18 protein-coding genes are annotated in these 21,627 nt (G+C 58.9%); 11 read left to right on the forward strand and 7 right to left on the reverse strand.

Annotated features, from left to right (window positions below):
* Positions 1-254 precede the first annotated feature (254 nt).
* The 5 genes from VHB22_RS01395 to VHB22_RS01415 all read left to right on the forward strand — a co-directional run bounded on the left by VHB22_RS01395 (position 255) and on the right by VHB22_RS01415 (position 4,001).
* Entirely contained in the window at positions 255-641 is a 387-nt protein-coding gene (locus VHB22_RS01395) for a hypothetical protein (RefSeq protein ID WP_325455158.1), read from the forward strand.
* 160 nt (positions 642-801) lie between these two features.
* Positions 802-1,380: a DUF2796 domain-containing protein gene (locus tag VHB22_RS01400; RefSeq protein WP_325455159.1), complete on the forward strand. Its 579-nt coding sequence runs from the start codon at positions 802-804 to the stop codon at positions 1,378-1,380.
* A gap of 4 nt (positions 1,381-1,384) precedes the next feature.
* Positions 1,385-2,140, forward strand: coding sequence for an ABC transporter ATP-binding protein (locus VHB22_RS01405; RefSeq protein ID WP_325455160.1), 756 nt, complete (start codon positions 1,385-1,387; stop codon positions 2,138-2,140).
* Complete coding sequence (locus VHB22_RS01410; protein WP_325455161.1) at positions 2,137-3,396, forward strand: ABC transporter permease; 1,260 nt, start codon at positions 2,137-2,139, stop codon at positions 3,394-3,396. Before VHB22_RS01405 ends, VHB22_RS01410 begins: the two co-directional genes overlap by 4 nt.
* Before the next feature lie 29 nt (positions 3,397-3,425).
* On the forward strand, positions 3,426-4,001 hold the full coding sequence (locus VHB22_RS01415) for a DUF3299 domain-containing protein (RefSeq protein ID WP_325455162.1): 576 nt from the start codon (positions 3,426-3,428) through the stop codon (positions 3,999-4,001).
* Between the two features lie 37 nt (positions 4,002-4,038).
* Here the strand turns inward: VHB22_RS01415 and hyi are convergent, their stop codons facing one another.
* The 3 genes from hyi to VHB22_RS01430 form a co-directional block, all read right to left on the reverse strand.
* Complete coding sequence (gene hyi, locus VHB22_RS01420) at positions 4,039-4,812, reverse strand: hydroxypyruvate isomerase (protein WP_325455163.1); 774 nt, start codon at positions 4,810-4,812, stop codon at positions 4,039-4,041.
* A gap of 24 nt (positions 4,813-4,836) precedes the next feature.
* Positions 4,837-5,802, reverse strand: a complete 966-nt coding sequence (lipA, locus tag VHB22_RS01425; RefSeq protein WP_325455164.1) for a lipoyl synthase — start codon at positions 5,800-5,802, stop codon at positions 4,837-4,839.
* A 167-nt stretch (positions 5,803-5,969) separates the two neighbouring features.
* The gene (locus VHB22_RS01430; RefSeq protein WP_325455165.1) at positions 5,970-7,004 is read right to left on the reverse strand and encodes a L,D-transpeptidase family protein; all 1,035 of its coding nucleotides are present in this window, start codon (positions 7,002-7,004) and stop codon (positions 5,970-5,972) included.
* 323 nt (positions 7,005-7,327) lie between these two features.
* Here VHB22_RS01430 and VHB22_RS01435 point away from each other — a divergent pair, with 323 nt between their 5' ends.
* Genes VHB22_RS01435 through VHB22_RS01445 form a run of 3 tightly spaced genes read left to right on the forward strand, consistent with a single transcriptional unit; the run spans position 7,328 to position 13,423 of the window.
* Positions 7,328-8,293 (forward strand): hypothetical protein, encoded by a 966-nt coding sequence (locus VHB22_RS01435; protein WP_325455166.1) that lies wholly within the window; start codon positions 7,328-7,330, stop codon positions 8,291-8,293.
* Positions 8,190-9,782 carry a DNA polymerase Y family protein gene (locus tag VHB22_RS01440; RefSeq protein ID WP_325455167.1) on the forward strand — a complete coding sequence of 531 codons (1,593 nt, stop codon included), beginning with the start codon at positions 8,190-8,192 and terminating at the stop codon, positions 9,780-9,782. Before VHB22_RS01435 ends, VHB22_RS01440 begins: the two co-directional genes overlap by 104 nt.
* An 8-nt stretch (positions 9,783-9,790) precedes the next feature.
* Positions 9,791-13,423 (forward strand): error-prone DNA polymerase, encoded by a 3,633-nt coding sequence (locus VHB22_RS01445; protein WP_325455168.1) that lies wholly within the window; start codon positions 9,791-9,793, stop codon positions 13,421-13,423.
* A 70-nt stretch (positions 13,424-13,493) separates the two neighbouring features.
* Here VHB22_RS01445 and VHB22_RS01450 read toward each other — a convergent pair whose 3' ends face one another.
* The 3 genes from VHB22_RS01450 to VHB22_RS01460 all read right to left on the reverse strand — a co-directional run bounded on the left by VHB22_RS01450 (position 13,494) and on the right by VHB22_RS01460 (position 14,931).
* The gene (locus VHB22_RS01450) at positions 13,494-13,751 is read right to left on the reverse strand and encodes a hypothetical protein (RefSeq protein ID WP_325455169.1); all 258 of its coding nucleotides are present in this window, start codon (positions 13,749-13,751) and stop codon (positions 13,494-13,496) included.
* 210 nt (positions 13,752-13,961) lie between these two features.
* Positions 13,962-14,423: a DUF1772 domain-containing protein gene (locus VHB22_RS01455; RefSeq protein WP_325455170.1), complete on the reverse strand. Its 462-nt coding sequence runs from the start codon at positions 14,421-14,423 to the stop codon at positions 13,962-13,964.
* A 64-nt stretch (positions 14,424-14,487) separates the two neighbouring features.
* A complete protein-coding gene (locus VHB22_RS01460) occupies positions 14,488-14,931 on the reverse strand; it encodes a cupin domain-containing protein (RefSeq protein WP_325455171.1) in 444 nt (147 codons plus the stop codon).
* A 98-nt stretch (positions 14,932-15,029) separates the two neighbouring features.
* Here VHB22_RS01460 and ggt point away from each other — a divergent pair, with 98 nt between their 5' ends.
* Positions 15,030-16,772: a gamma-glutamyltransferase gene (gene ggt, locus VHB22_RS01465; protein WP_325455172.1), complete on the forward strand. Its 1,743-nt coding sequence runs from the start codon at positions 15,030-15,032 to the stop codon at positions 16,770-16,772.
* 33 nt (positions 16,773-16,805) lie between these two features.
* Entirely contained in the window at positions 16,806-17,807 is a 1,002-nt protein-coding gene (locus VHB22_RS01470) for an FAD-dependent oxidoreductase (RefSeq protein ID WP_325455173.1), read from the forward strand.
* Here VHB22_RS01470 and VHB22_RS01475 read toward each other — a convergent pair.
* Positions 17,760-21,206: an acyl-[ACP]--phospholipid O-acyltransferase gene (locus VHB22_RS01475; RefSeq protein WP_325455174.1), complete on the reverse strand. Its 3,447-nt coding sequence runs from the start codon at positions 21,204-21,206 to the stop codon at positions 17,760-17,762. The genes VHB22_RS01470 and VHB22_RS01475 overlap by 48 nt on opposite strands.
* A gap of 162 nt (positions 21,207-21,368) precedes the next feature.
* On the opposite strand from VHB22_RS01475, the gene thiS reads away from it, so the two are divergent.
* Positions 21,369-21,587 (forward strand): sulfur carrier protein ThiS, encoded by a 219-nt coding sequence (thiS, locus tag VHB22_RS01480; RefSeq protein ID WP_325455175.1) that lies wholly within the window; start codon positions 21,369-21,371, stop codon positions 21,585-21,587.
* Positions 21,588-21,627 lie beyond the last annotated feature (40 nt).

Below are 21,627 nucleotides of genomic sequence, written 5' to 3' on the forward strand. Positions count from 1 at the left end.
GCGCCTCCTGCCGCCAAATAAAATTCGCGCTCGGTCGCCTCGAAGCGGCACCGCCCTCCTTCTGTTGTGCATGGTTCACGATTTGATACTTTATATTATCTCCAATAAATGCCAGATTCCTCCTATTCTCTAAAGTCTTGGCGGGGCTTTTTGTTCCAGTTCCTCAAGCTGCACCACGGCCGCAGGCGCAATTCGCCACGATTGTGACATAAGGACGGAACAGTCATGCCGGGGAGGGGAGACGTTCGGGCTTGATGAAAGCATCGCAAAGCCGCTTCGGATTGGTCTGGCTCACGCTGATCGCATTCAGCGTGCAGCTTGCCGTTGCGGTTTTGCATCATCATCACGACGTTGCTCGCGGCACCGGAATGGCAGCGCGAGCGATCACAGCGGGGCTTTGCGGTCCAGCCAGTAAGCGTCCATGCAACCCAGCTCCGCATCAGCAGGATCATGACGGTTGCGTCCTCTGCTGGGCGTCCGCTATCGCTGCGAACTCGCTTGAGCCACCGCCTCTCCCGCAACTTCCTCTTCCGCAGATCGTCGCCGGCGTGCGTCTCGACGTTTTGGAGACCTCGGAGCACCGGCCGCTCCACCGCGATCATTTTCAAGCCCGCGGCCCTCCAACATCTGACGCCGCTTAAGCACGAGCGCGCGAGATCCTAGCTGGCATTTCCAAAGGCGATTTCGAAAGCGCTCGCCGCTCCGCATCACGCGCCGCGCGTGCCGCGAACCGCACTGATGACTGCTATGGCCCGGAGCGCATCCGGAAAGCAGCAACCAAATCCGATTTTGGAGAAGATCATGTTGAAGACGATCGCAGGGCTCGCTACGGCAGCCGCTATCCTCGTTTCACCCGCTTATGCGGACAAGGCTGAACACAGGCAGCTCGGACCTCACGTTCATGGCCAGGGCACGCTCGACATAGCCATTGAAGGCAACAAAGTCGAAATGGAACTCGTCGCGCCCGGCATGGACATCGTGGGTTTCGAGCACATTCCATCCACGGATGCTCAGAAGGCCGCAGTCGAGAAGGCCAAGGCGAAACTGACCGACGTGCTTTCGGTATTCAAGTTGCCCGCAGCCGCGAAGTGCAAGGCGGATGCCGCCAACGTCGAAAGCCGTAAGGAAACCCACAAGCCGGGCGAAAAGGATCCCGACGAGGCAGAGGAAAGCTTGCCGGGGCATGAGCATTCCGAATTCCATGCGACCTATACGATCACGTGTGCAGCGCCGGAGAGTCTGACAGGTCTCGAAACCGTCTATTTCACGAATTTCGCCGGTGCTCAGCTCCTGAACGTCAACGTCACGACCTCAAAGGGGCAAACGCAAGCACAAATGACGCGCGCGAAGCCGACACTCGATTTGACAGGTGTGATGTAGCCTGATGACTGATCTTCTGACCGCAGAGGTCGGACGGCAAGGGGAGAGCGTACGCTCTCCCGATGCTGTCTCGTTCGCCAACGTGCAATACACGTGGCCCGGATCCGCTTTTACGCTTTCGATCGACAGTTTTGCGCTTGCGCGAGGCGAAAAACTTCTCCTGCTCGGACCGTCCGGTAGCGGCAAGAGCACATTCCTAAGCTTGCTCGCGGGAATTGTCGCTCCGAAGAAGGGTGAGATCGATGTGCTCGGCACCGATATGGCGCAGTTGAGCGGTGCCGCGCGCGATCGCTTTCGCGTCGAGCACTTCGGCATCATCTTTCAGATGTTCAATTTGCTTCCCTATGGGTCTCTGATCGACAACGTGCTTTTGCCGTTGCGCTTCTCGCCAACCAGGCGCTCTCGCGCGCTTATGGAGGGAAATCTCGACGCCGTCGCAGTGCATCTTCTGGAAGCGCTTGGGCTCGATCCGTCCGTAATCGCAACGTCACGAGCTTCGAACTTGAGCGTCGGCCAGCAGCAACGTGTCGCCGCCGCGCGCGCTCTGGTCGGCTCGCCGCAGATCATCGTTGCCGACGAGCCGACATCGGCATTGGATCGCAATACCGAGGGTGCGTTCTTGAACCTTCTATTCGCGCAAAGCACGGCCGCCGGTGCCAGCGTTATCATGGTGAGCCACGATGAAGGACTCGCGCCTCACTTCGACCGCGTTGTGCGGCTCGACGACATCGCAGTTTCGACGCGAGGTGCGCTCCAATGATGATCGTCCGTCTCGCGCTTCAATCGCTGGCCAACCGCTGGGTCACGGCGGTTTTGACAGTCCTCGCCATCGCCGTCAGTGTCATGCTGCTGCTCGGCGTCGAAAAAGTCCGCACGGGTGCCAAACAAAGCTTTGCCGATACCATATCCGGCACCGACTTGATTGTCGGCGCCCGTAGTGGAAGTCTCAATCTTCTTCTTTATTCTGTTTTCCGCATCGGCAACGCCACCAATAACGTGACGTGGAAGAGCTATCAGGACATTGCCAAGATGCCAGAAGTCTCGTGGATTGTGCCGCTTTCTCTAGGCGACAGCCACCACGGTTTCCGCGTTCTTGGAACAAATCACGACTACTTTACTCATTACAAATTCCGTCACGGGCAGAGCATGCGGTTCACCGCCGGAGGCCCGTTCAAGGATCTGTTCGACGCTGTGATCGGCTCCGACGTCGCCGAGGCGCTCCACTACAAAGTCGGCGATAAAATCATCATCGCCCACGGCGTCGGAAACATCTCGTTCATCGAGCATGCCGACAAACCGTTCCGCGTCGCGGGCATTCTCGCGAAGACCGGAACGCCGATCGATCGCACCGTGCACGTCAGCCTCGAAGCGATCGAAGCGATCCACATCGATTGGAAGAACGGTGCGCCAATTCCCGGACAAAGCATATCGCCGGAGCAAGTGCGCAAGATGGATTTGACGCCGACCGCGATTACCGCGGCGATGATCGGCCTCAAGTCAAAACTCGCGACATTCCGTGTACAGCGGGCGATCAACACCTACGAGGAAGAACCACTGTCAGCGATCATGCCTGGCGTCGCCTTGCAGGAGTTATGGGGACTGATCGGGACAGCAGAAAACGCATTGTCCGCCGTGTCGGCAATGGTCGTCGTTACAGCGCTTCTCGGAATGGTGACGATGATCCTGACGACGCTCAACGAGCGCCGGCGTGAGATGGCCATTCTGCGATCTGTCGGCGCCACGCCAGCGACGGTCCTGAGTCTGCTCGCCGCCGAAGGTGGTCTCCTGACACTGGCGGGTGTCGTCGTCGGAACTTTGGGTCTCTATGCCGGGCTTTATCTGGCGCGTCCCTACATCGACCACACGTATGGTTTGAGCCTCGCAATCGATCCGCCGCGTCCCGACGAATGGGTAAAGCTCGGCCTGATCGTCTTGGCGGGCTTTATCGCCGGATTGTTGCCGGCATTCAGAGCGTACAGGCTGTCGCTAGCCGACGGCATGATGGTCAGAACGTGAGAATGAGAGCCTTGAGAAAGGAAGCGACGATGACATCGAGGTTTAAGGGTGTACTCGGCGGCGTACTGCTCATGTCGACCCTCTTCGGGACAGCATCGGGACTCGCCGCCACCGACGCGCCCCGGCAACTCAAGTGGGCTGATCTCGTGCCGAAAACCATGCCCGCGAACACGCTCATGAAAGCGAAAACATTCTTCGGAGGCTCGGAACCGGTAAAGGACGGCGAACCGCCGCCACCGCCGCTTCCCGAGGGGAAGTTTATGTCGGTCAAGCGCCGTCAGCCGGGCAGCGATCATCCACCGGCCGTCGTTGCAGCGCTCGACGGCAAGCAAGTATCGATCGGTGGGTACGTTGTGCCGCTCGACTTCGACGCGACGACCGTAAAGGAGTTTCTTCTCGTGCCGTTTGTGGGCGCATGTATCCACGTGCCGCCGCCGCCAGCGAACCAGATCATCTATGTGAAGACGGACAAGGGCTTTGAGGTCGGCGGCCAATTCGATCCAGTGACTGTCACCGGGACAATCAAGACGACCGTTGCGTTCACCGGTCTTGCGGACGCCGGATATACGATCAACGCCGACAGTGTCACACCGCGCACCAAGTGATGCGTTTAGGGCTGCCGGTCGCGATAGCTGGCAGCCTCTAAAGCGCGCGCAGCCATGCGAGGCTGCCATAGGTCGATGTGCTCGGTTTGTATTCGCAGCCGACCCATCCGCGATATCCGATCTTGTCGAGGTGATCGAAAATAAAAGGAAAGTTGATTTCGCCTGTTCCCGGCTCATGCCGCCCAGGCGTATCGGCGATCTGGACGTGCGCAATATGCGAAAGATACTTATCGATCGTCGGCGCCAGATCGCCTTCCATGATCTGCATATGGTAGACGTCGTATTGCAAACGCAGGTTCGGCGCACCGACGCTTTCGAGAATGTCTGCTGCCTTCGCCGTGGAATTCAAAAAATAGTTCGGAACGTCGCGCGTATTGATGGCCTCGATCAGCAGCGTCATGCCCTCGTCGGCTAGCGCGCGAGCGGCGAACGTCAGATTCTCGACATAAGTTTTGCGCATCGCGCGATGATCGGCACCTGCCGGAGCTGTTCCAGCAAGACAATGAAGCTGCTTGCAATCCAGAACTTTCGCGTAGCGCACGGCTCGCGCGACGCTTTCGCGAAATTCGCTCACCAGGTTCGGGTAAATCGAGATGCCGCGCTCGCCAGCTTCCCAATTTCCCGCGTGTAAGTTGAAAAGAACCTGAGTCAATCCGTTGGCTTTCAGCCTCGCAGCAAGGTCGGAGGGTTCGTAATCATAGGGAAAAAGAAACTCGACACCCTCAAAGCCGGCGGCGGCTGCCGCCTCGAAGCGTTCCAGAAACGGGAGCTCGGTAAAGAGCATTGAAAGGTTGGCCGAAAACCTTGGCATAAGCACTTCCGCTGTGAAAGCAATTCAGACGCCAAGTCGTGCCACACGCGCGTCGCGAAGACGACGGAAATCGTCTCCAGCATGATAAGAAGAGCGCGTCATTGGAGATGCTGCGACCTGAAGAAATCCCTTGCCGTAGGCCGCCTGTGCCAGCGCATTGAATTCTTCCGGGGGAACGTAGCGATCGACGGCAGCATGCTTGCGGGTCGGTTGCAGATATTGGCCGATGGTCAGGAAATCGACATCGGCCGACCGGAGATCGTCCATCACTTGCAGAACTTGCTCGCGCGTCTCGCCAAGGCCCACCATGATCCCAGACTTTGTAAACATTCGCGGGTCGATTTCCTTGGCGCGCTGCAGGATCCGCAGCGAATGGAAGTAACGCGCTCCAGGCCGAATTTTCAGATAAAGGCCAGGGACCGTTTCCAGATTATGATTGAAAACGTCGGGTCTGGACGCAATTACGAGTTCGAGCGCTCCATCCTTGCGCAGAAAATCCGGAGTCAGGACTTCAATCGTCGTTTCAGGAGACTGAAACCGGATCGCGCCGATCGTATCAGCAAAGTGCCGCGCGCCGCCGTCGGCGAGATCGTCACGATCGACTGACGTGATGACGACATGCTCAAGTCCAAGGCGGGCGACAGCTTGCGCCACACGGCGCGGCTCATCGGCGTCGACAGCCGACGGCCGACCGGTCGCGACGTTGCAAAAGGCACAGGCGCGCGTGCAGACGTCGCCCAGGATCATCATCGTCGCATGTCGCTTCTGCCAGCACTCTCCGATGTTGGGGCAGGCAGCTTCTTCACAAACCGTATGCAGCCCGTGTTCGCGGACGATTGCCCGGGTCTGGAGGAAGCCGGGCGATCCGCCAGCGCGTACGCGAAGCCATGTGGGTTTCGGCAAAACGGCAGTGTCGGGCCGAGACGCCTTTTCGGGATGGCGCGGACGCGACCTGCGGTCGGTATTGTCGAGGAGAGTAACCAATGTCATTTCAACTCGGCTTCTGGTCAAACGAGCCCATCATATCCGAGATCCGGTCCTCGTCACGTTCGACGTAGGAAGCAATCGGAGCTGTGCAAGCTTGAGGGCGCCACGAAAAGCAAAATGGGCGGCTCAAAGCCGCCCATTTGATGGAATTTGCCGATCGGTTGAGCAGATTATTGGACCTGCTCAGACGAGTTCTGAGCCGCCAGTTCACCTTCGGCGGAGGCAGATGTTTTCGTAGCGGCAGGCATCATCGGATCTGCAAGAGCAGCTTCATCCGGCTTGACGGGATCCGGGATCGCATGTGACGGGCCGGATATCGATGCCGATTTCTTTTCGGCAACCGCTGGCTTTTTCTTTCTCACTGGCGTCGACGATGCCGACTTTTTCTTTTTCGTCGGTGCCTCCGCTGTCTTGCTGTCGGAGCGCGTCCGTTTGACGGGGGCAGGGGCAGCCGACTGCTTTGGTGCGTCATCGTCCCAGAAGAACAAGCTGCTTAGGCTCCCGTCCGTGGGAGCGCGGCTGGCGGTGCGGCTCGAAGAAGGGCTTTGCGAGTAGCCGACTTCGGCTTTCTTTTCATCGGCGCCGTAGCGCGGATAACTGGCACCGGATACCGCGCTACCGGTCGTGAAATGCTGCCAGGTAACGGTCACACGCGTTCCAACCGGAATGCGCGGATAAAGATCGAGAACGTCTTCGTTCGTCATACGGATGCAGCCATGCGAGACGGCATGGCCGATCGTCCACGGCGCATCGGTTCCGTGAATGCGGTATGCACTGGAGCCGAGATACATCGCACGAATGCCGAGCGGATTCATCGGGTGGCCGCCGGGGACCCAATGCGGCAAGCGCGGATTCTCGCGCAGCATGTCCGGGGTGGGCGTCCACGGAGGGTTGACGCGCTTGTTCGAAACGAATGTCACGCCCTGCCAGCGTGCATCCCCTTTCGGAACGGCAACAGGATAGGTAATCGCTTCGCCGGGCTTAGTGATGAAGTAGAGCCGGCGATCGGAGAATGAGACAATAATCTGGCCGGGCTTGTACTTCGGATCGAACGAAACCACGCTGCGCCCGCCGCCGTATTCTTCGCCGCCACCCCAGAGAAAATCGACAAGGTCTTCGGCTTTCGCCGAGGTCGCGGAGAGCAAGCCGCCGGCCAGGAGAAGGATGGCAAGGGCGAATCCGCTGAGACGGCTGGGCAGGGTCATCGGGGGATGCTCCAATCGCTGACAAAAGAGTAAATGCAGGGTAACGGGGGTTATCCTGATCGTGATTAGTGAAAAGGGGGTATAAATCAGTCCCGTTATCGTCGGCAGAGCAGGGAAGTCACAGTACGTTTACGATTGCACCCCTGCCGCTGACTTGCTTGGTGTTTTCGAAATTTTCGCGTGGCGTGTTGCCGCCGGATGACGCCGCCGCCACGGTTCGTTCTTTGTCTCGCAGTCTTGACGGAAAGCGGGGGAAGAATTAGAACAAATAGTGAACTTCATTCTTTGCATTCCTAAATGAAATCTTAATACCGGCGGTTCCCGTGAACCTCAGACTTTCAGTTGACGCAGCCCACCTGACTTCGACCCAAAAGAGATTGGCGGAGAACACTAGGTCTGCAGCTAAGCCCATCCATGGGACGTCAAAAGCCGCCGTCATTGCGAAGCTCCGTTCGCACATCCTGAGCTTGGAGCGTCATGCGCCGCGCCGGGGGCCTGCAGCCACCCCGGACACGCCGGGTGGAGGGGGGAGGCGGCAGCGCTGGGAACTTGGCTGTGACGCAGCCGATATCCTGCTGCCCCGAGGTTTGGAGCCAAATGCGGTCCACGAGATCAAAGGCGTCCCATCCGTAAAGGGCAAGGCTTCGGCGGCGGATTGGATGGCGGGCTTGGGGTTTGCAACGCGTCTCGCGGTGCGCCGAACAGAAGCGCTGTCAGCAAATGGTGAGGAGCAGCCGTGGGCACTCTGGTGTTGGCCGAAAGCACTCGCCGGAGAATTCGGCGCGCCATCGTTTGCGGGTTTCGCTCATCTTGGTCTCGACCCCCGGCGCCTTCTCATAGTCGAAACGGCACACGCTAGCGAAGCTTTGAATGCGATTGAAGAAAGCCTCAAAGGGGCGAGCCTCGCTGTCGTCATCGGCGTTCTCGATGAGATCGACTTGATGCCCGCGCGTCGCCTGAGCCTGGCGGCTGGCGAAATGGCAACGCCATGCCTTCTCGTCACGCACCCCGCAACCGAACCGGCCGGAGCAACAGCAACGCGCTGGCGGATCAAGCAGCTGCCGAGCGCCGCTCATCGCTTCGATCTTCGCGCGCCGGGAGCGAGCCGTTTCGAGGTCTCCTTGGAGCGTTGTCGTGCGCGTCCCGAGAGTGTTGCCCGCCCGCCTTTTGTTTTGGAGTGGTCCGATGAAGCGCGTCGTTTCGATTTGGCTTCCGTCGTGGCCGATCTTCCGGCTCAAACGCGCCGAGCCGCAAGCGGTGCCGACGCGCCAGCCCTTCGCTCTCATTGAGAATGCCGCACACGGACTGAAGCTCACGGCTGTCAACGCCGCCGCCGAACGATTGGGAATCGAGGTTGGCACGGCGCTCAGCGACGCGCGTGCAGCCCACCCCAACCTCGCGTCGCGCCTCGCCGAACCACGAAAAGATAAAATCGCTCTCCTGAAATTGGCGCGCTGGGCAGGCCGCTATGGTCCCCATCGCCATATCGACGGCGAAGATGGCCTCTGGATCGATATTACCGGTGTCGCGCATCTTTTTGGTGGCGAAGAAAGTTTGCTCGATGACGCCACACGGCACTTGGACTCATTCGGAGTTTCAGCCCGAATAGGACTCGCCGATACTCTTGGCGCCGCGCACGCGCTCGCCCGCTTTGACTGTCCCCCTAATGCGCGATGGGCGATGTCCCCGCCAAACCAGACGCGCGAGGCAATGGCTCCCTTGCCCGTCGAAGCTTTGCGGTTGGAAACCGCGCGCGTGCTGCTTCTGAAGCGGCTGGGCCTTCGCCGCATCGGCCAGCTTTACGACATTCCGCGCGACAGCTTGCAGCGTCGTTTTCGATCGTCAGAGATCGCGGCAGATGTTCTGCTGCGGCTCGATCAGGCGTTAGGGCTGGCGGACGAACTGCGTCGCCCCATGCAGCCGCCACCCGTCCTCTCGATCGCACGCACCTTCGCAGAGCCGCTGATCTCGTCGGAAGCACTGGAAGCTTTCGCAGGCGAACTCGCATCGGAGCTTGTAGAGAAGTTAGCCACTAAAGATCTCGGCGCCCGCTTCGTCCGCCTCACATTCTATCGCGCCGACGGAACGGCAGGATCGGCAACCGCCACGATGAGCGCGCCTTGCCGCAAGGCGAAGCACATGATGATGCTTCTGAAAGAGAAGCTTGCGAAGATCGACGCGGGTTTTGGCATCGACATGCTTCGCCTCGATGCTGTGCGCGTCGGAAAGCGGGACGCTATGCAAAACGGATTTGCCGATCCGGCAAGTGCACCATTTCGCAATCCCGCCGTACTCGTCGATCGTCTTATCAATCGCTTTGGCAGTGGCGCCATCACAGTCTTACAGCATCACGCCAGTCATATCCCCGAACGCGCCGAGCTCCGGATGCCAGCTATCGAAGCCTTGGCTGCGTCAAGCGCCGCATGCTCCGCCGACATGTCATCCTCTCCCGATCCGAAAAGCGCGATGCGCCCAGCTTTCCTGCTTGCCCGGCCAGAGCCGATTGAGGTGCTCGCGGAAGTGCCTGACGGTCCCCCCGCGCACTTCATCTGGCGCCGCGTCAAACGTCACGTCGCACGCGCCGAAGGGCCTGAACGCATCGAACCCGAGTGGTGGCGCACACTCTATCTTGACGACACTGAGAAACAGCCGCGCCCGCGCGATTATTATAAGATCGAAGATCATGCGGGAGCAGCCTATTGGGTGTTCCGGCACGGCCTTTACGAGGGAGAGATGGGCGGGCGCCCGACCTGGTTCATGCACGGGCTTTTTGCATAAGGGCCAGTATGCCGCCAGAAAATCATTTCCACTATGCCGAACTTCAAACGACGACGAACTTCTCGTTTCTGCGCGGAGCTTCTCATCCCGATGAGCTTGTCAAGAAAGCCAAGTCGCTTGGACTTTCCGCCATTGCGATAACGGATCGCAACACGCTTGCAGGCGTCGTGCGTGCTCACGTAGCGGCGAAACCTGATGATGACGAAAAGAAAGATGACTTTCGCCTCGTCATTGGTGCCCGCCTCGATCTCGAAGACGCACCGAGCTTACTTGTGTATCCGCGGGATCGCGCCGCCTACGGCCGTCTCTGCCGACTGCTATCGGTTGGCCAGCTTAAGGCGGATAAAGGCAAATGCATCCTGCGTCTCACCGACGTGGCCGAATATGCCGAAGGCCAGATCTTCATCGCTCTCCCGTCCGACGATTGGAGCTGGCGGGAATTTCAATTGGCAGACACTTTGGGGATCGCATCCAACGAAATCCAAAGCGCCAAAATTTTACACTTCGATCCTTCGCGCTCTCGTTCCAATGACGATGGTTTCAATCTATCTCGCGATACACCCAATTCTCCTACCCCCTTGCGGATGAGACACCGCGCGGCGCCGGAGGAGGGTGCAAACACAGTAATTTCCTCTCTCCGTTCTTCACGGGGAGAGGGTCAGTGTGAGGGGCGGCACCATCACGAACCGCTTGAGCAGTCGCTGCATCGAATAAGATCCGCACTCGGTAACGCACCGCTCTACCTCGCCGCATCTTACACATATCGCGGCGACGATCGCGCGCGCATCGCGGCACTCGCAGAGCTCGGCAAAAGATGCGGCACACCGATCGTCGCGACCAACGACGTGCTCTATCACCATCGCGACCGCCGCGGATTACAAGACGTTATCACCTGCATTCGCGAAAAAACGACGTTGCGCGAAGCTGGGCTGCGCCTCGAAGTCAATGCCGAAAGACACCTCAAAAGTCCGGAGGAAATGGCGCGGCTCTTCAAGGGTTTTGAATGCGCACTCACTCGCACGATCGATATCGTCGAAGCCTGCACCTTCTCGCTCGACGATCTCAAATACGAATATCCAGATGAGCCCGTGCCGCCAGGGTCGACGCCGCAGCAGTATCTGGAAAATCTCACTTGGGAAGGGGCCAAAAAAAAGTTTCCCGAGGGCGTGCCAGAAAAAATTACGAAGACCATAAAGAAAGAGTTGGCGCTCATCGAAGAACGAAAGTTTGCGCCTTATTTTCTCACGGTTCACGATATTGTCGCCTTCGCGCGCTCCAAAGACATTCTCTGTCAAGGCCGTGGCTCAGCGGCGAACTCGGTCGTTTGTTATTGTCTCGGAATCACGGCCGTCAATCCGACCGAGGTCAATCTTTTATTCGAGCGCTTCATATCTTCGGCGCGCGAGGAGCCACCCGACATCGACGTCGATTTCGAGCATGAGCGGCGCGAGGAAGTCATTCAGTGGATCTATAAGCGTTATGGGCGCCACCGCGCCGGACTCGCCGCAACGGTGATCTCCTATCGGTCGCGTTCAGCAGTCCGGGACGTCGGCAAGGTATTCGGATTATCGGAAGATACGATCTCCGCACTCGGCGGCATGGTATGGGGCACCTACGGTGGCGGCGTTCCGCCCAACAAACACATCCGCGAAGCCGGTCTCGATCCTGCCGACCGAACGATGAAGAAAGTTATGGAGCTTGCCGGCGAGCTGATGGGCTTTCCGCGCCATCTCTCGCAGCACGTCGGCGGCTTCGTGCTGACGCGCGGACCACTCGTAGAAGTCGTCCCCGTAGGCAACGCGGCGATGGAAAAACGCACGTTCATCGAATGGGACAAAGACGATATCTCGGCGCTCGGACTTCTAAAGGTAGACGTTCTCGCACTCGGCATGCTGACCTGCATTCGAAAAGCTTTCGATCTGATCGCAAAACATCACGGGAAACAGTTTACGCTCGCCAGCATCCCGCGCGACGATAAAGACACCTACGACATGCTCTGCCGCGCGGATTCGATCGGCGTCTTCCAGGTAGAAAGCCGGGCGCAGATGAACATGCTGCCTCGCTTGAAACCTCGCGATTTGTACGACCTCGTCATCGAAGTCGCGATAGTGCGTCCAGGTCCCATTCAGGGCGACATGGTGCACCCTTATCTGCGCCGCCGCGCGGGGATTGAGAAAGTGAGCTATCCCTCTCCAAAAAATGGAGACCCCGACGAACTCAAAAATATTCTTGGAAAAACACTTGGCGTTCCTCTGTTCCAAGAGCAGGCGATGCGGATCGCCATGGACGCAGCCAAGTTCAACGACAAGGAAGTCAGCGATCTGCGCAGAGCCATGGCAACGTTCCGCCGTGTCGGCACGATCGGCCAGCTCGAAGACAAGATGATCTCGAAGATGGTCGCGCGCGGATACGATCGCGAATTCGCGACGCGGTGTTTTTCACAAATTAAGGGCTTCGGCGAGTACGGCTTTCCCGAAAGCCACGCTGCGAGCTTCGCGCTCCTCGTCTACGTATCCGCCTGGATCAAATGCCATCATCCCGCAGCATTCGCATGCGCGCTTTTGAACTCCCAGCCGATGGGATTTTATGCGCCCGCCCAAATCGTGGGCAACGCCATCAAGAATGGCGTCGCAGTCCGCGACGCCGACGTCAACTTTTCAGATTGGGATTCAACGCTCGAAGCGACCGCCGACGGCAAGCCGGCCCTTCGTCTCGGTCTGCGCTTGATCGATGGGCTTAAGGAACAAGACATTCACGAGGTGCCGGAAGAGGAAACAAAGAAAAAGCGCCGCCGCAAGGGCAACACCACGCATCTCCTTCCATCAATGGAGGCTCAACCAGACAAAAGGTTTCGAGAGATGCCCGACGTTGCGGAGCGCGGCAATGTCCAGACGCTCGAAAAACTCGCGGCGGCCGATGCCTTCCGCTCCATCGGGCTCGACCGGCGGCAGGCGTTATGGGAAGTGAAAGCGCTCGTGAATGCACCGCCATTGCCATTGTTTGCCTGGAGCGAGGCGAGAGATACGGGGAGCGAAACCGAGGTGCGTCTGCCCGAAATGCGGCTCTCCGAGCATGTCATCAACGATTATCAGACACTGCGGCTTTCTCTCAAAGCTCATCCGATGTCGTTCCTGCGAGAGGATTTCCGCCAAGCACGCGTTCTCTCCTGCGAGGATTTAGGCTCAGTCAAAGACGGCGCCCGCGTCCAAGTCGCAGGCGTCGTACTAGTCAGGCAGAGGCCGGGAACGGGCAACGCCATTTTCATGACCATCGAGGACGAGACGGGCATCACCAACGCCGTGATCTGGCCGAAAACCTTCGAGCGCTTTCGCAAGGTCGTAATGACGTCGCGGCTAATCGAAATACACGGCCGGCTTCAGAAGCAGCCCAGCGACCAAGTCGACATCATCCATGTCATTTCTGCAAAGCTCATCGATCGCAGCGACTGGCTCTTGCGCTTATCAGAGTGGGCGGCAGATATGAAAGCGCCGCTTGCCAACGCCGACGAAGTTTTGCATCCCGACCCGGGATCTGCTCATCCGGGTCGCGACGAGCGAAGACCGCATCCGCGTTTTTCACGTCCCAAGCCGCGTCACCCGCGCAATGTGCGCATCATCCCAAAGTCGCGCGACTTTCATTAGCGCATAGGAAAAAGCGCCACCGCACGCATGTGCGATGACGCTGGACCGAGCCGCCGAGATGTGCGGACTATTACTTGCAAGCTCGTTGTGACGAGCGGCATTCCGTAAGAAAGCTCGCGGGCGAGCACGTTGTGTGGATCGGCCCTCTCGCCTTCAGCCCCTTGGCCTCGATAATATTGGCCAAACCATGCGTGGACATGATAACCGCCAAGTCGTGTGTCAGGCCGTCGCCGATCGCGCCGACGCGCATGCAGCTACCCGCCTCGGCCGTCGCCGAAATCGCGCAGAGGGCTGCAGCCGCAGCCAAACCAAGCTTCAGTGAACGCATTTGCCCCTCCAATGATGCAGGATCGATATCCCCGGGCGGAAACTAGTCGAGCACCCCACTTGCGGCAACAGACCGGGCGGACTCGAACCGCGCTAAGCCGCAAGCAGTTAGAAACCGTGCCGCAATTGCCACTAATAACGGCAACGTCCTTGCCTATTCTCACCAATCCGTAATTATACCGAGGTGAATCTCCCGGTCTTCGAGATAGTCCTACCTACGGCGCACAAGTGCAGCGATGATCAGAGCCGTCATACCGGCCAGCTGACATACCGCGCCCGCCGCATGCGAGTACTCCCAGTTCCTGCGAAGCACTTGCCAATTGGCGGGAATTTTCGTCCAGTTTTCGGTCGCGACATTGGCCGGATAAGTGAATGTCCAAAACAGCATCTGAGCAGCGATCAGGCAAATCAATGCCACGCAACCAAAAATTCTGACATCGCGATCCTGCTGGGCAAGAACGATTATCGCGACAATGGAAATGAGCTGAATCAGCAACACGAAGCCCAACATGCTCCAGCCGCGATAAATGCCTTGCACGATAAAATAATCGTCGCGGGTCAAGCCAATCTTGTTGGGAAGCTCGAAAAGGTGCGCGAGCGCTGCACCCAACGCGACGGCGGTGCTCAGCAAAGCAATGGCAAGCGCGAGGCTGTGAAAGGATGAGCGGGACACGGTCGTCAACGCGCAAAGATGCGCGCGGTTCCAGCGAAATCCGAGATGCGGCAGAGTTCGATTGTCAATGCTTGGTTGGAATGGAATTCGGAACGCCGTCCGCTCCCATATAAACGACGAAGAGACGCACGACGCCCGACCCGGTATTCTTACCATTGTGCGGAATGCGCATCGCCTCTACGACGGATTGGCCCTTTCTGTACGTGCGCTTGCCGTTCGGTCCGTAATCGACCGTCAGCTCGCCATCGAGGATAAACCCAACCAGCGGAACGCCGTGCGTATGCCATCCCGTCTCCGCACCTGGATCCATCGCGACGATCGCCGCCGTAATTTTCGCGGGAGCGCCAGTTGGGTAAACGATCGGTTCACCCATCACGGTCTTGCCGGTTGTAAGGAGTGGTGTGACGCGTGTCCGAGGCTCGAGCGCAATAGCCGCCGCTGCCCCCGCGGCGAACAACGCGACTGCTCCTACGGCGAGCCAAATTTGACGGCTTATTGAAATAAACATGTCGACCTCTCGAACCGTTGCTTTAACGACAGGCTGCGCGTTACTCTCGCGTCCTTGGCCGCTGCCACGATTATTCAAGACCCCTCTCTGGAGCTTCGATGATTTTTCGATTGCTAACGGCTTTCTGCATGGCTCTTGCCGCATCGGCGGCATCGGCACAAGAAAGCAGGCCGCCGCCTGAAGCAGCATCCGGAACGACGGTAAAGAAGCTCGTAATCTCGAACCGGCACATGATCGTCGCGGCCGAGCCCTTGGCTGCCGAGGCCGGGCGGGAGATGCTGCGCCAGGGCGGCTCGGCAGCGGACGCCGCCATTGCGACAGAGCTCGTACTTGGCCTTGTTGAACCGCAGTCGTCCGGCCTCGGCGGTGGTGCGTTTCTCGTCTATTGGGATGCCAAGACGCGCTCCCTCTCGACGTTTGATGGACGTGAAGCGGCGCCAGCCGCTGCCAAGCCGGACCGTTTCATGCGCGACGGTAAGCCGATGTCTTTCGAAACCGCCGTTCTGTCGGGCCTCAGCGTCGGCGTCCCCGGCCTCCTGCGGACCTTGGAAGCAGTTCACCGGAAATACGGCAAGCTCCCGTGGGCAACCCTGTTTCAACCGGCGATCAAGCTTGCCGAAAACGGCTTCCCTGTTTCGCAGAGACTGAACGTCCTTTTGACAAAGTCGCGAGCCGAAAACTTCTCGCCTGCTGCGCAAGCCTACTTTTTCGACGAGGCGGGCGAACCGCCAGGCAAAGGCGAGCTGCTCAAGAATTCCGCTTATGCTGCAACATTGAAATTAATCGCGGAAAAGGGCGCAGACGCATTCTACACAGGCCCCGTTGCCGAGGCCATCGTTAAGGCCGTCGGCGAAGCGTCGAGCATCCCAGGTGACATGACCACTGCGGACCTCGCAGGATACGCCGCAAAGGAGCGCGATCCTGTTTGCGTCGATTATCGCGCACGCCGCGTCTGTGGCATGGGTCCGCCTTCCTCGGGCGCGCTGACAGTGGGAGCGGCCTTGAAGCTGATTGCGCCATTTCCACAAGTGCAAGGCGCAGAAGCATTAATGAGTCCGCTGGCGCTGCACATCATCGCCGAAGCCGAAAAACTCGCATTTGCCGATCGTAATCGCTATATCGCCGATCCTGATCGTATCGCCGTACCCTCCGGTCTGACCGACGACGACTATTTGAACGAGCGGCGCAAGCTTATCAGCCTGAAAAAAAGTATCGAGAAACCCGAGGCGGGGATACCTCCCGGTCTGGCAAAAAAAACATTTGGCGACGACTTCACCCACGAAGTTCCCGGCACCACCCAGATCTCGATCATCGATGACGACGGCAATGCCTTGTCGATGACAGCGACGATCGAAAGCGCATTCGGTTCGCACCTATGGGCGGCGGGATTTTTGTTGAATAATGAGTTGACCGACTTTTCGTTCGTCCCGACCGATGCCAAGGGTCTAGCGGTCGCCAATGCAGTCGCCGGTGGCAAGCGCCCAAGAAGTTCGATGGCGCCGACGATCGTGCTCGACTCAGACGGCACCCCGGAAATCGTAACCGGCTCGCCCGGCGGTTCGCAGATCATACTTTACGTCGTTAAGACGCTCGTCGCCATGCTGGATTGGGATCTCGACGCTCAACAGGCGGCGTCACTGCCGAATTTCGGAAGTGAAGGCGGGCCGTTCCTCATCGAATATTCGCCATACTACGTCTGGCCCGCATTCGAGTTGACATCCCTCGGCCACGTGATCGCGAACACGACGATGACGTCCGGCATTCACACCATCCAGCGCAAAGGCGGGCATCTCGAAGGAGGCGCCGACCCGCGACGAGAAGGCGTCGTGCTCGGTGACTGACGCCCGCCGAGCCAAAATCGCGCGAGAATGGCCGTGAGCACACCGTCCATTGCCGTGATCGGTGCAGGCATCCTCGGATTGTGGCAGGCCTACACGCTCGCGCGTGCCGGATATCGCGTCCGTCTCGTCGAGCAGACCAGGGAACCTTTCGCGCTGACTTCGAGCCGTTGGGCGGCAGCAATGATTGCACCCGAATGCGAAGCGGAAAGCGCGCCAGCCGTCGTCCGTGACCTTGGTCGCGAAAGCTTTGAGCTTTGGAAAACCTATCCGGGGACGATATCCAATGGAACGCTCGTCGTTGCGCCTGCACGCGATACGGCCGACCTCTCTCGCTTCGCGCGAATGACCGAACGGCACGAGGCAATCACGGCGGAGCGCCTCGCAGAACTGGAACCCGCTCTCTCGGGACGCTTTACACGCGGGCTCTTTTTTTCGACAGAGGCCCACGTCTCCGCGCTCAAAGCGATGACTTGGCTGCTCGGCGAAGCCTGCGCGGCCGGAGCAAATGCGGAATTCGGCCGACCCTTCGAGCCGCGAGGCGAGGAAATCGTTATCGATTGCCGTGGAATGGGATCACGCCAGGACCTGCCGTTGCTCCGCGGTGTTCGTGGCGAACGCGTGCTCATTCAATCTCGCGACGTCGTATTATCCCGACCCGTCCGGCTGCTCCACCCGCGGCAACCGATCTATGTCGTCCCACAGGGCAGTGGCCGCTACGTCATAGGTGCGAGCGTCATCGAGCGCGAAGACGATGGTCCGATGACATTGAAATCCGCTCTCGATCTATTGGGATCTGCCTACGTTTTGCACCCCGGATTCGGCGAAGCCTCGATCATCGAGATGGGAGCAGGCGTCAGGCCCGCATTTCCCGACAACGTTCCCCACATCGTAGTCGAAGACGACGGGCGCACGATTCGCGTCAACGGCGCCTATAGACACGGATTTTTACTCGCGCCGGTGCTCGCACATGCCGTCAAGCGCTTCCTGTCAGACAGCCGGCGTGACGGTCCGCTTTTCAGCGACGCTCGCGGCTGATCCCGGCCTCTCGGCAATCGTCTGCTTCGCGAGTTCCAGGGCCGCGACGTAATCCGGTTTGCCCGAACCGAGAAGCGGGATCTTGCTGACGAGCAGAATGTCGGCGGGCACCATCAACTCCGTTGCGCCTTTTCGCTTTGCGAATTGCGAGAACGCCTCTCGCGTGCACTTGGAGTCGGTTGTCAAAAGCGCGAGACGTTCGCCTTTCCGCATATCGGGAAGGGCGACGACGACGGTGATCAGGTTCGGCCACAACTCCGCCGCCAGCGCCTCGACCGCCGATAGAGAAACCATTTCTCCCGCGATTTTGGCGAAGCGTTTGGCACGTCCTTTGATGGCGATAAAACCCTGCGGATCGATTTCAACGATGTCGCCGGTATCGTGCCAACCTTCGGCCGGCGGTTCGAGAACACCGGGATGTTCCGCACGGTAGTAGCCGAGCATGACGTTGGGTCCACGCACATAGAGCCGTCCCCCGCGTTCGATACCGGGGACCGGATCAAGCCGGGCTTCCATCAGCGGCGACAGCCGTCCTACCGTTCCGGCCTTATTCGCGAGTGGCGTATTGATCGCGAGCACCGGAGCGGTTTCGGTAACGCCGTATCCTTCGAGAATACGCACGCCGAAACGGTCCATATAGAGCTGCCGCGTACGATCCTTGATTGCTTCCGCGCCCGCAAGAACCAAGCGCACGCGCGCGAAATCATAGGGGTGCGCCATGCGCCCATAGCCCGACAGGAATGTATCCGTTCCGAAAAAGATCGTCGCATTGGAGCCGTAAACGAGTTCCGGAATGATGCGGTAATGCAGCGGCGTCGGATAAAGATAAACTGGCACGCCCGCGACCAGCGGCATCAGCAATCCCGCCGTCAGTCCGAACGAGTGGAAGACCGGCAAGGCATTGAAGACCTTATCGCTGCCGTTGCAGGCGACACGCGTCAGGCTCTGGGCGCAATTGGCGAGCAGATTACGATGCGAAAGAACGACGCCCTTCGGCAGTCCCTCTGATCCCGAAGTGAAAAGGATGGCCGCCGGAGCGTTGCAATCACGCGCGACTTGCGGCTTGCCGCCTTGCGCAAGTCCCCTCAGCTTATCGAAAAACGTCACCGTTGCGCGCACGTCCTCAAGATAAACGACGCGTGCGACTGCACTGATCGCCTGCACAAGCGATTCGAAATGTCCTTTTTCGACAAAAGCACGCGACGTCAGAACGACCGAAACATTGGCGGCTTTGCATGCTGAAACGACGTTTGCGGCGCCGGCTGAAAAATTCAACATGGCGGGCACGCGGCCCATCGTCTGCAAAGCAAAGAACGTCACGGCGACGCCTGCCGAATTGGGGAGAAGCACGCCGACGGCGTCCCCCTCTACAGGCAACATCGGCGCAAGCTTAGCGCCGAGGACTTGGGCGCCGGCGATCAGTTTTTTGTATGTGAGCTTGGTGCCGAGCGGATCTTCGATGGCGGGCTTGCCAGTGTCGCGCGTCCGCCGCGCCAGCACGAGTGCCTCGAAGAGCGTCTGATCGATGGGAGTCGTCAGCACCGCGGAATCCGTCATCACATCTTGCAGCGCGGCACCCGCTGCGAGCCTGCGCTGCTTGCCGCGAAGCGTTGGATCGATCTTCAATTTCACCGGCGGCAAGATCGTCACCGTCGTTTTTGGAAACCAAGCTTTCTTGGTTTGAGCTTTACTAAGATAGCCGAAATGCGAACGTTCGAGACCATCGATGCGAACGGGAACGACCGGCGCATCTGCTTTGTCGGCGATCATGGCCGTTCCGTCGTAGACCTTCATCAAACCACCGGTGACCGTCAGGCGGCCTTCCGGAAAGATCACAAGCGATGACCCGTCTTTGACCTCCTGAATAAGGTGACGCATGCCGAGCGGACGGCTCGGATCTATCGCATAGGATTTTGCGAGCTTCAGAAACGGCTTCACCCACCAAGTGTTCGCCATGCCCGTATCGACGGCGAAAATCGCATGAGACGGCAGCAGCGCATGCATCAATCCCGCATCGAGCAAGCTGACGTGATTGGGCGCGATGATCGCTTTTTCTCCAGGCTTCGGCAAATTTTCCAGCCCTTTGACTTCGAGATTGAAGAAGGTTCGGAATAGAAAGACGCCGACGTCTTTCACACCTTCGGCGCCCCAAGCGCGCAACACCAGCGCGACGACAATCAGGTTTGACAGTCCAAGCCCAGCGTAGAGCAAAGAGATCGGGATTTTCTCAAACTGTAGAGCTGCAATGGCCAAGCCCGCCATTGTCATGAACGCCGCCGACAGCACGTTGCATCCGGCAATCACGCGCGAGCGGCGCTCCACAGGCGACCATGCCTGCACGGCTGCAAACGATGGAACGATATAGAGCCCGCCCGCAAACGCGACGCCGGCAAGATCGATCAGCATATGAATGCCCGTAAACGAGCGAAGCGTCTCCGAGACGCCGATAGCCCGCGGCGCTGGCGTGAGCGTTGAAGCGAGCAGCGCCAAGTCGATGAGAAACAACCCCATAAGCAGCGCGCCGATGGGAACGAGCGCCAGGTTCGGCCGGTTTTTGCTGGCCCGAGCCGCCGCAATCGAACCGAGGGCGACGGCAATAGCGAACGTAAAAAGCGCCAGCGTGTAGACCGCAGGAGAGCCGTTCAGCGCTTGCGGGATAAGATTTTGCAGCAGCGCCAGAACGACTGCGCCGACGAGCCAGAACCAAGACGTAATAAGCGCCCCTTGCCAGATGCGCTTGTCGCTGCGGAGATCCTTCAAAAGCGTGCCTGTCGAAGTGACGATATTTTTATCGACGGCGAGATCCGGCACGGTGGACGGCGCAGGCGGTATGAGGCGCGCACACAGCCAGCCAAAAATGGAGATCACGACGATCGCGCCAGCGACGAGCCAGATCTCGCGCTCGCCTCCCGACGCGAGATTGCCGCCGATTGTTCCGAGCAGAATGGCGGTGAACGTCGCGCCCTCGATGAGCGCGTTACCGGCCGGCAGCTCTTTAACTTCGAGATGCGTCGGCAGCAGCCCGTATTTCACGGGCCCGAAAAAAGCACTAAGCGTGCCGAACAGGATTAGGGCGACAAATAGAACGGGGACAGATGGGATCAGAAAACCCGCCGCCGCCAGAACAGCTATGGGTATCTCCATCAGCCGCACCCGCGCTGCGACTTTCGCCTTGTCGTACTTATCGGCGTATTGTCCCGCGAGCGCTGAAAACAGAAAGAACGGCAAAATGAGCGCCGCTCCAGCGAGCGTGCCAATGGCCGGGCCATTTTCCATCGCCAGCCGGTAGACCACCAGCATTGCAAGCGCATTCTTGAGCAGGTTGTCATTGAGCGCCGCAAGAAGCTGGCTCCAGAACAGCGGCGCGAAACGCCGGGAAGACATCAATTGCGAAAACATCCAAACCATCCTCGGTGGGCATGCGGGAAACGCAACTTGGCCAATGCGGCAGATTGGCGGTACTTTGACCTATCGGCGAGGTTTGCAGTAAAAATTCGCGAAATGCTCTAGTAAATGCCGTGCAAAAGCCTACTTCCAGCGGGTCCCCAGAGCACATAACCGATGCTGAATGCGATGGAGAAAATCGAGCTGATCGTCAATGGCCGGAAATCGGCAACCGCTGCCCGAACGCTTGCCGAGCTTGTTGACGAGCACGAATTGTCGGGCGTCAAGGTCGCGACCGCGTTGAATGGTAATTTCGTTCCGGAGGCGAGGCGTGCTACCACCGGCCTCGAAACGGGCGACCGCGTCGAGATCGTCTCCGCGCGCCAGGGCGGATGAACAGAGTATCCGGATAGATGAACCCCCGCGATCAAAGTTT

Origin of the sequence: Hyphomicrobium sp. (genome assembly GCF_035548195.1) — a bacterium.
In the GTDB taxonomy this organism is placed as follows: domain Bacteria; phylum Pseudomonadota; class Alphaproteobacteria; order Rhizobiales; family Hyphomicrobiaceae; genus Hyphomicrobium_B.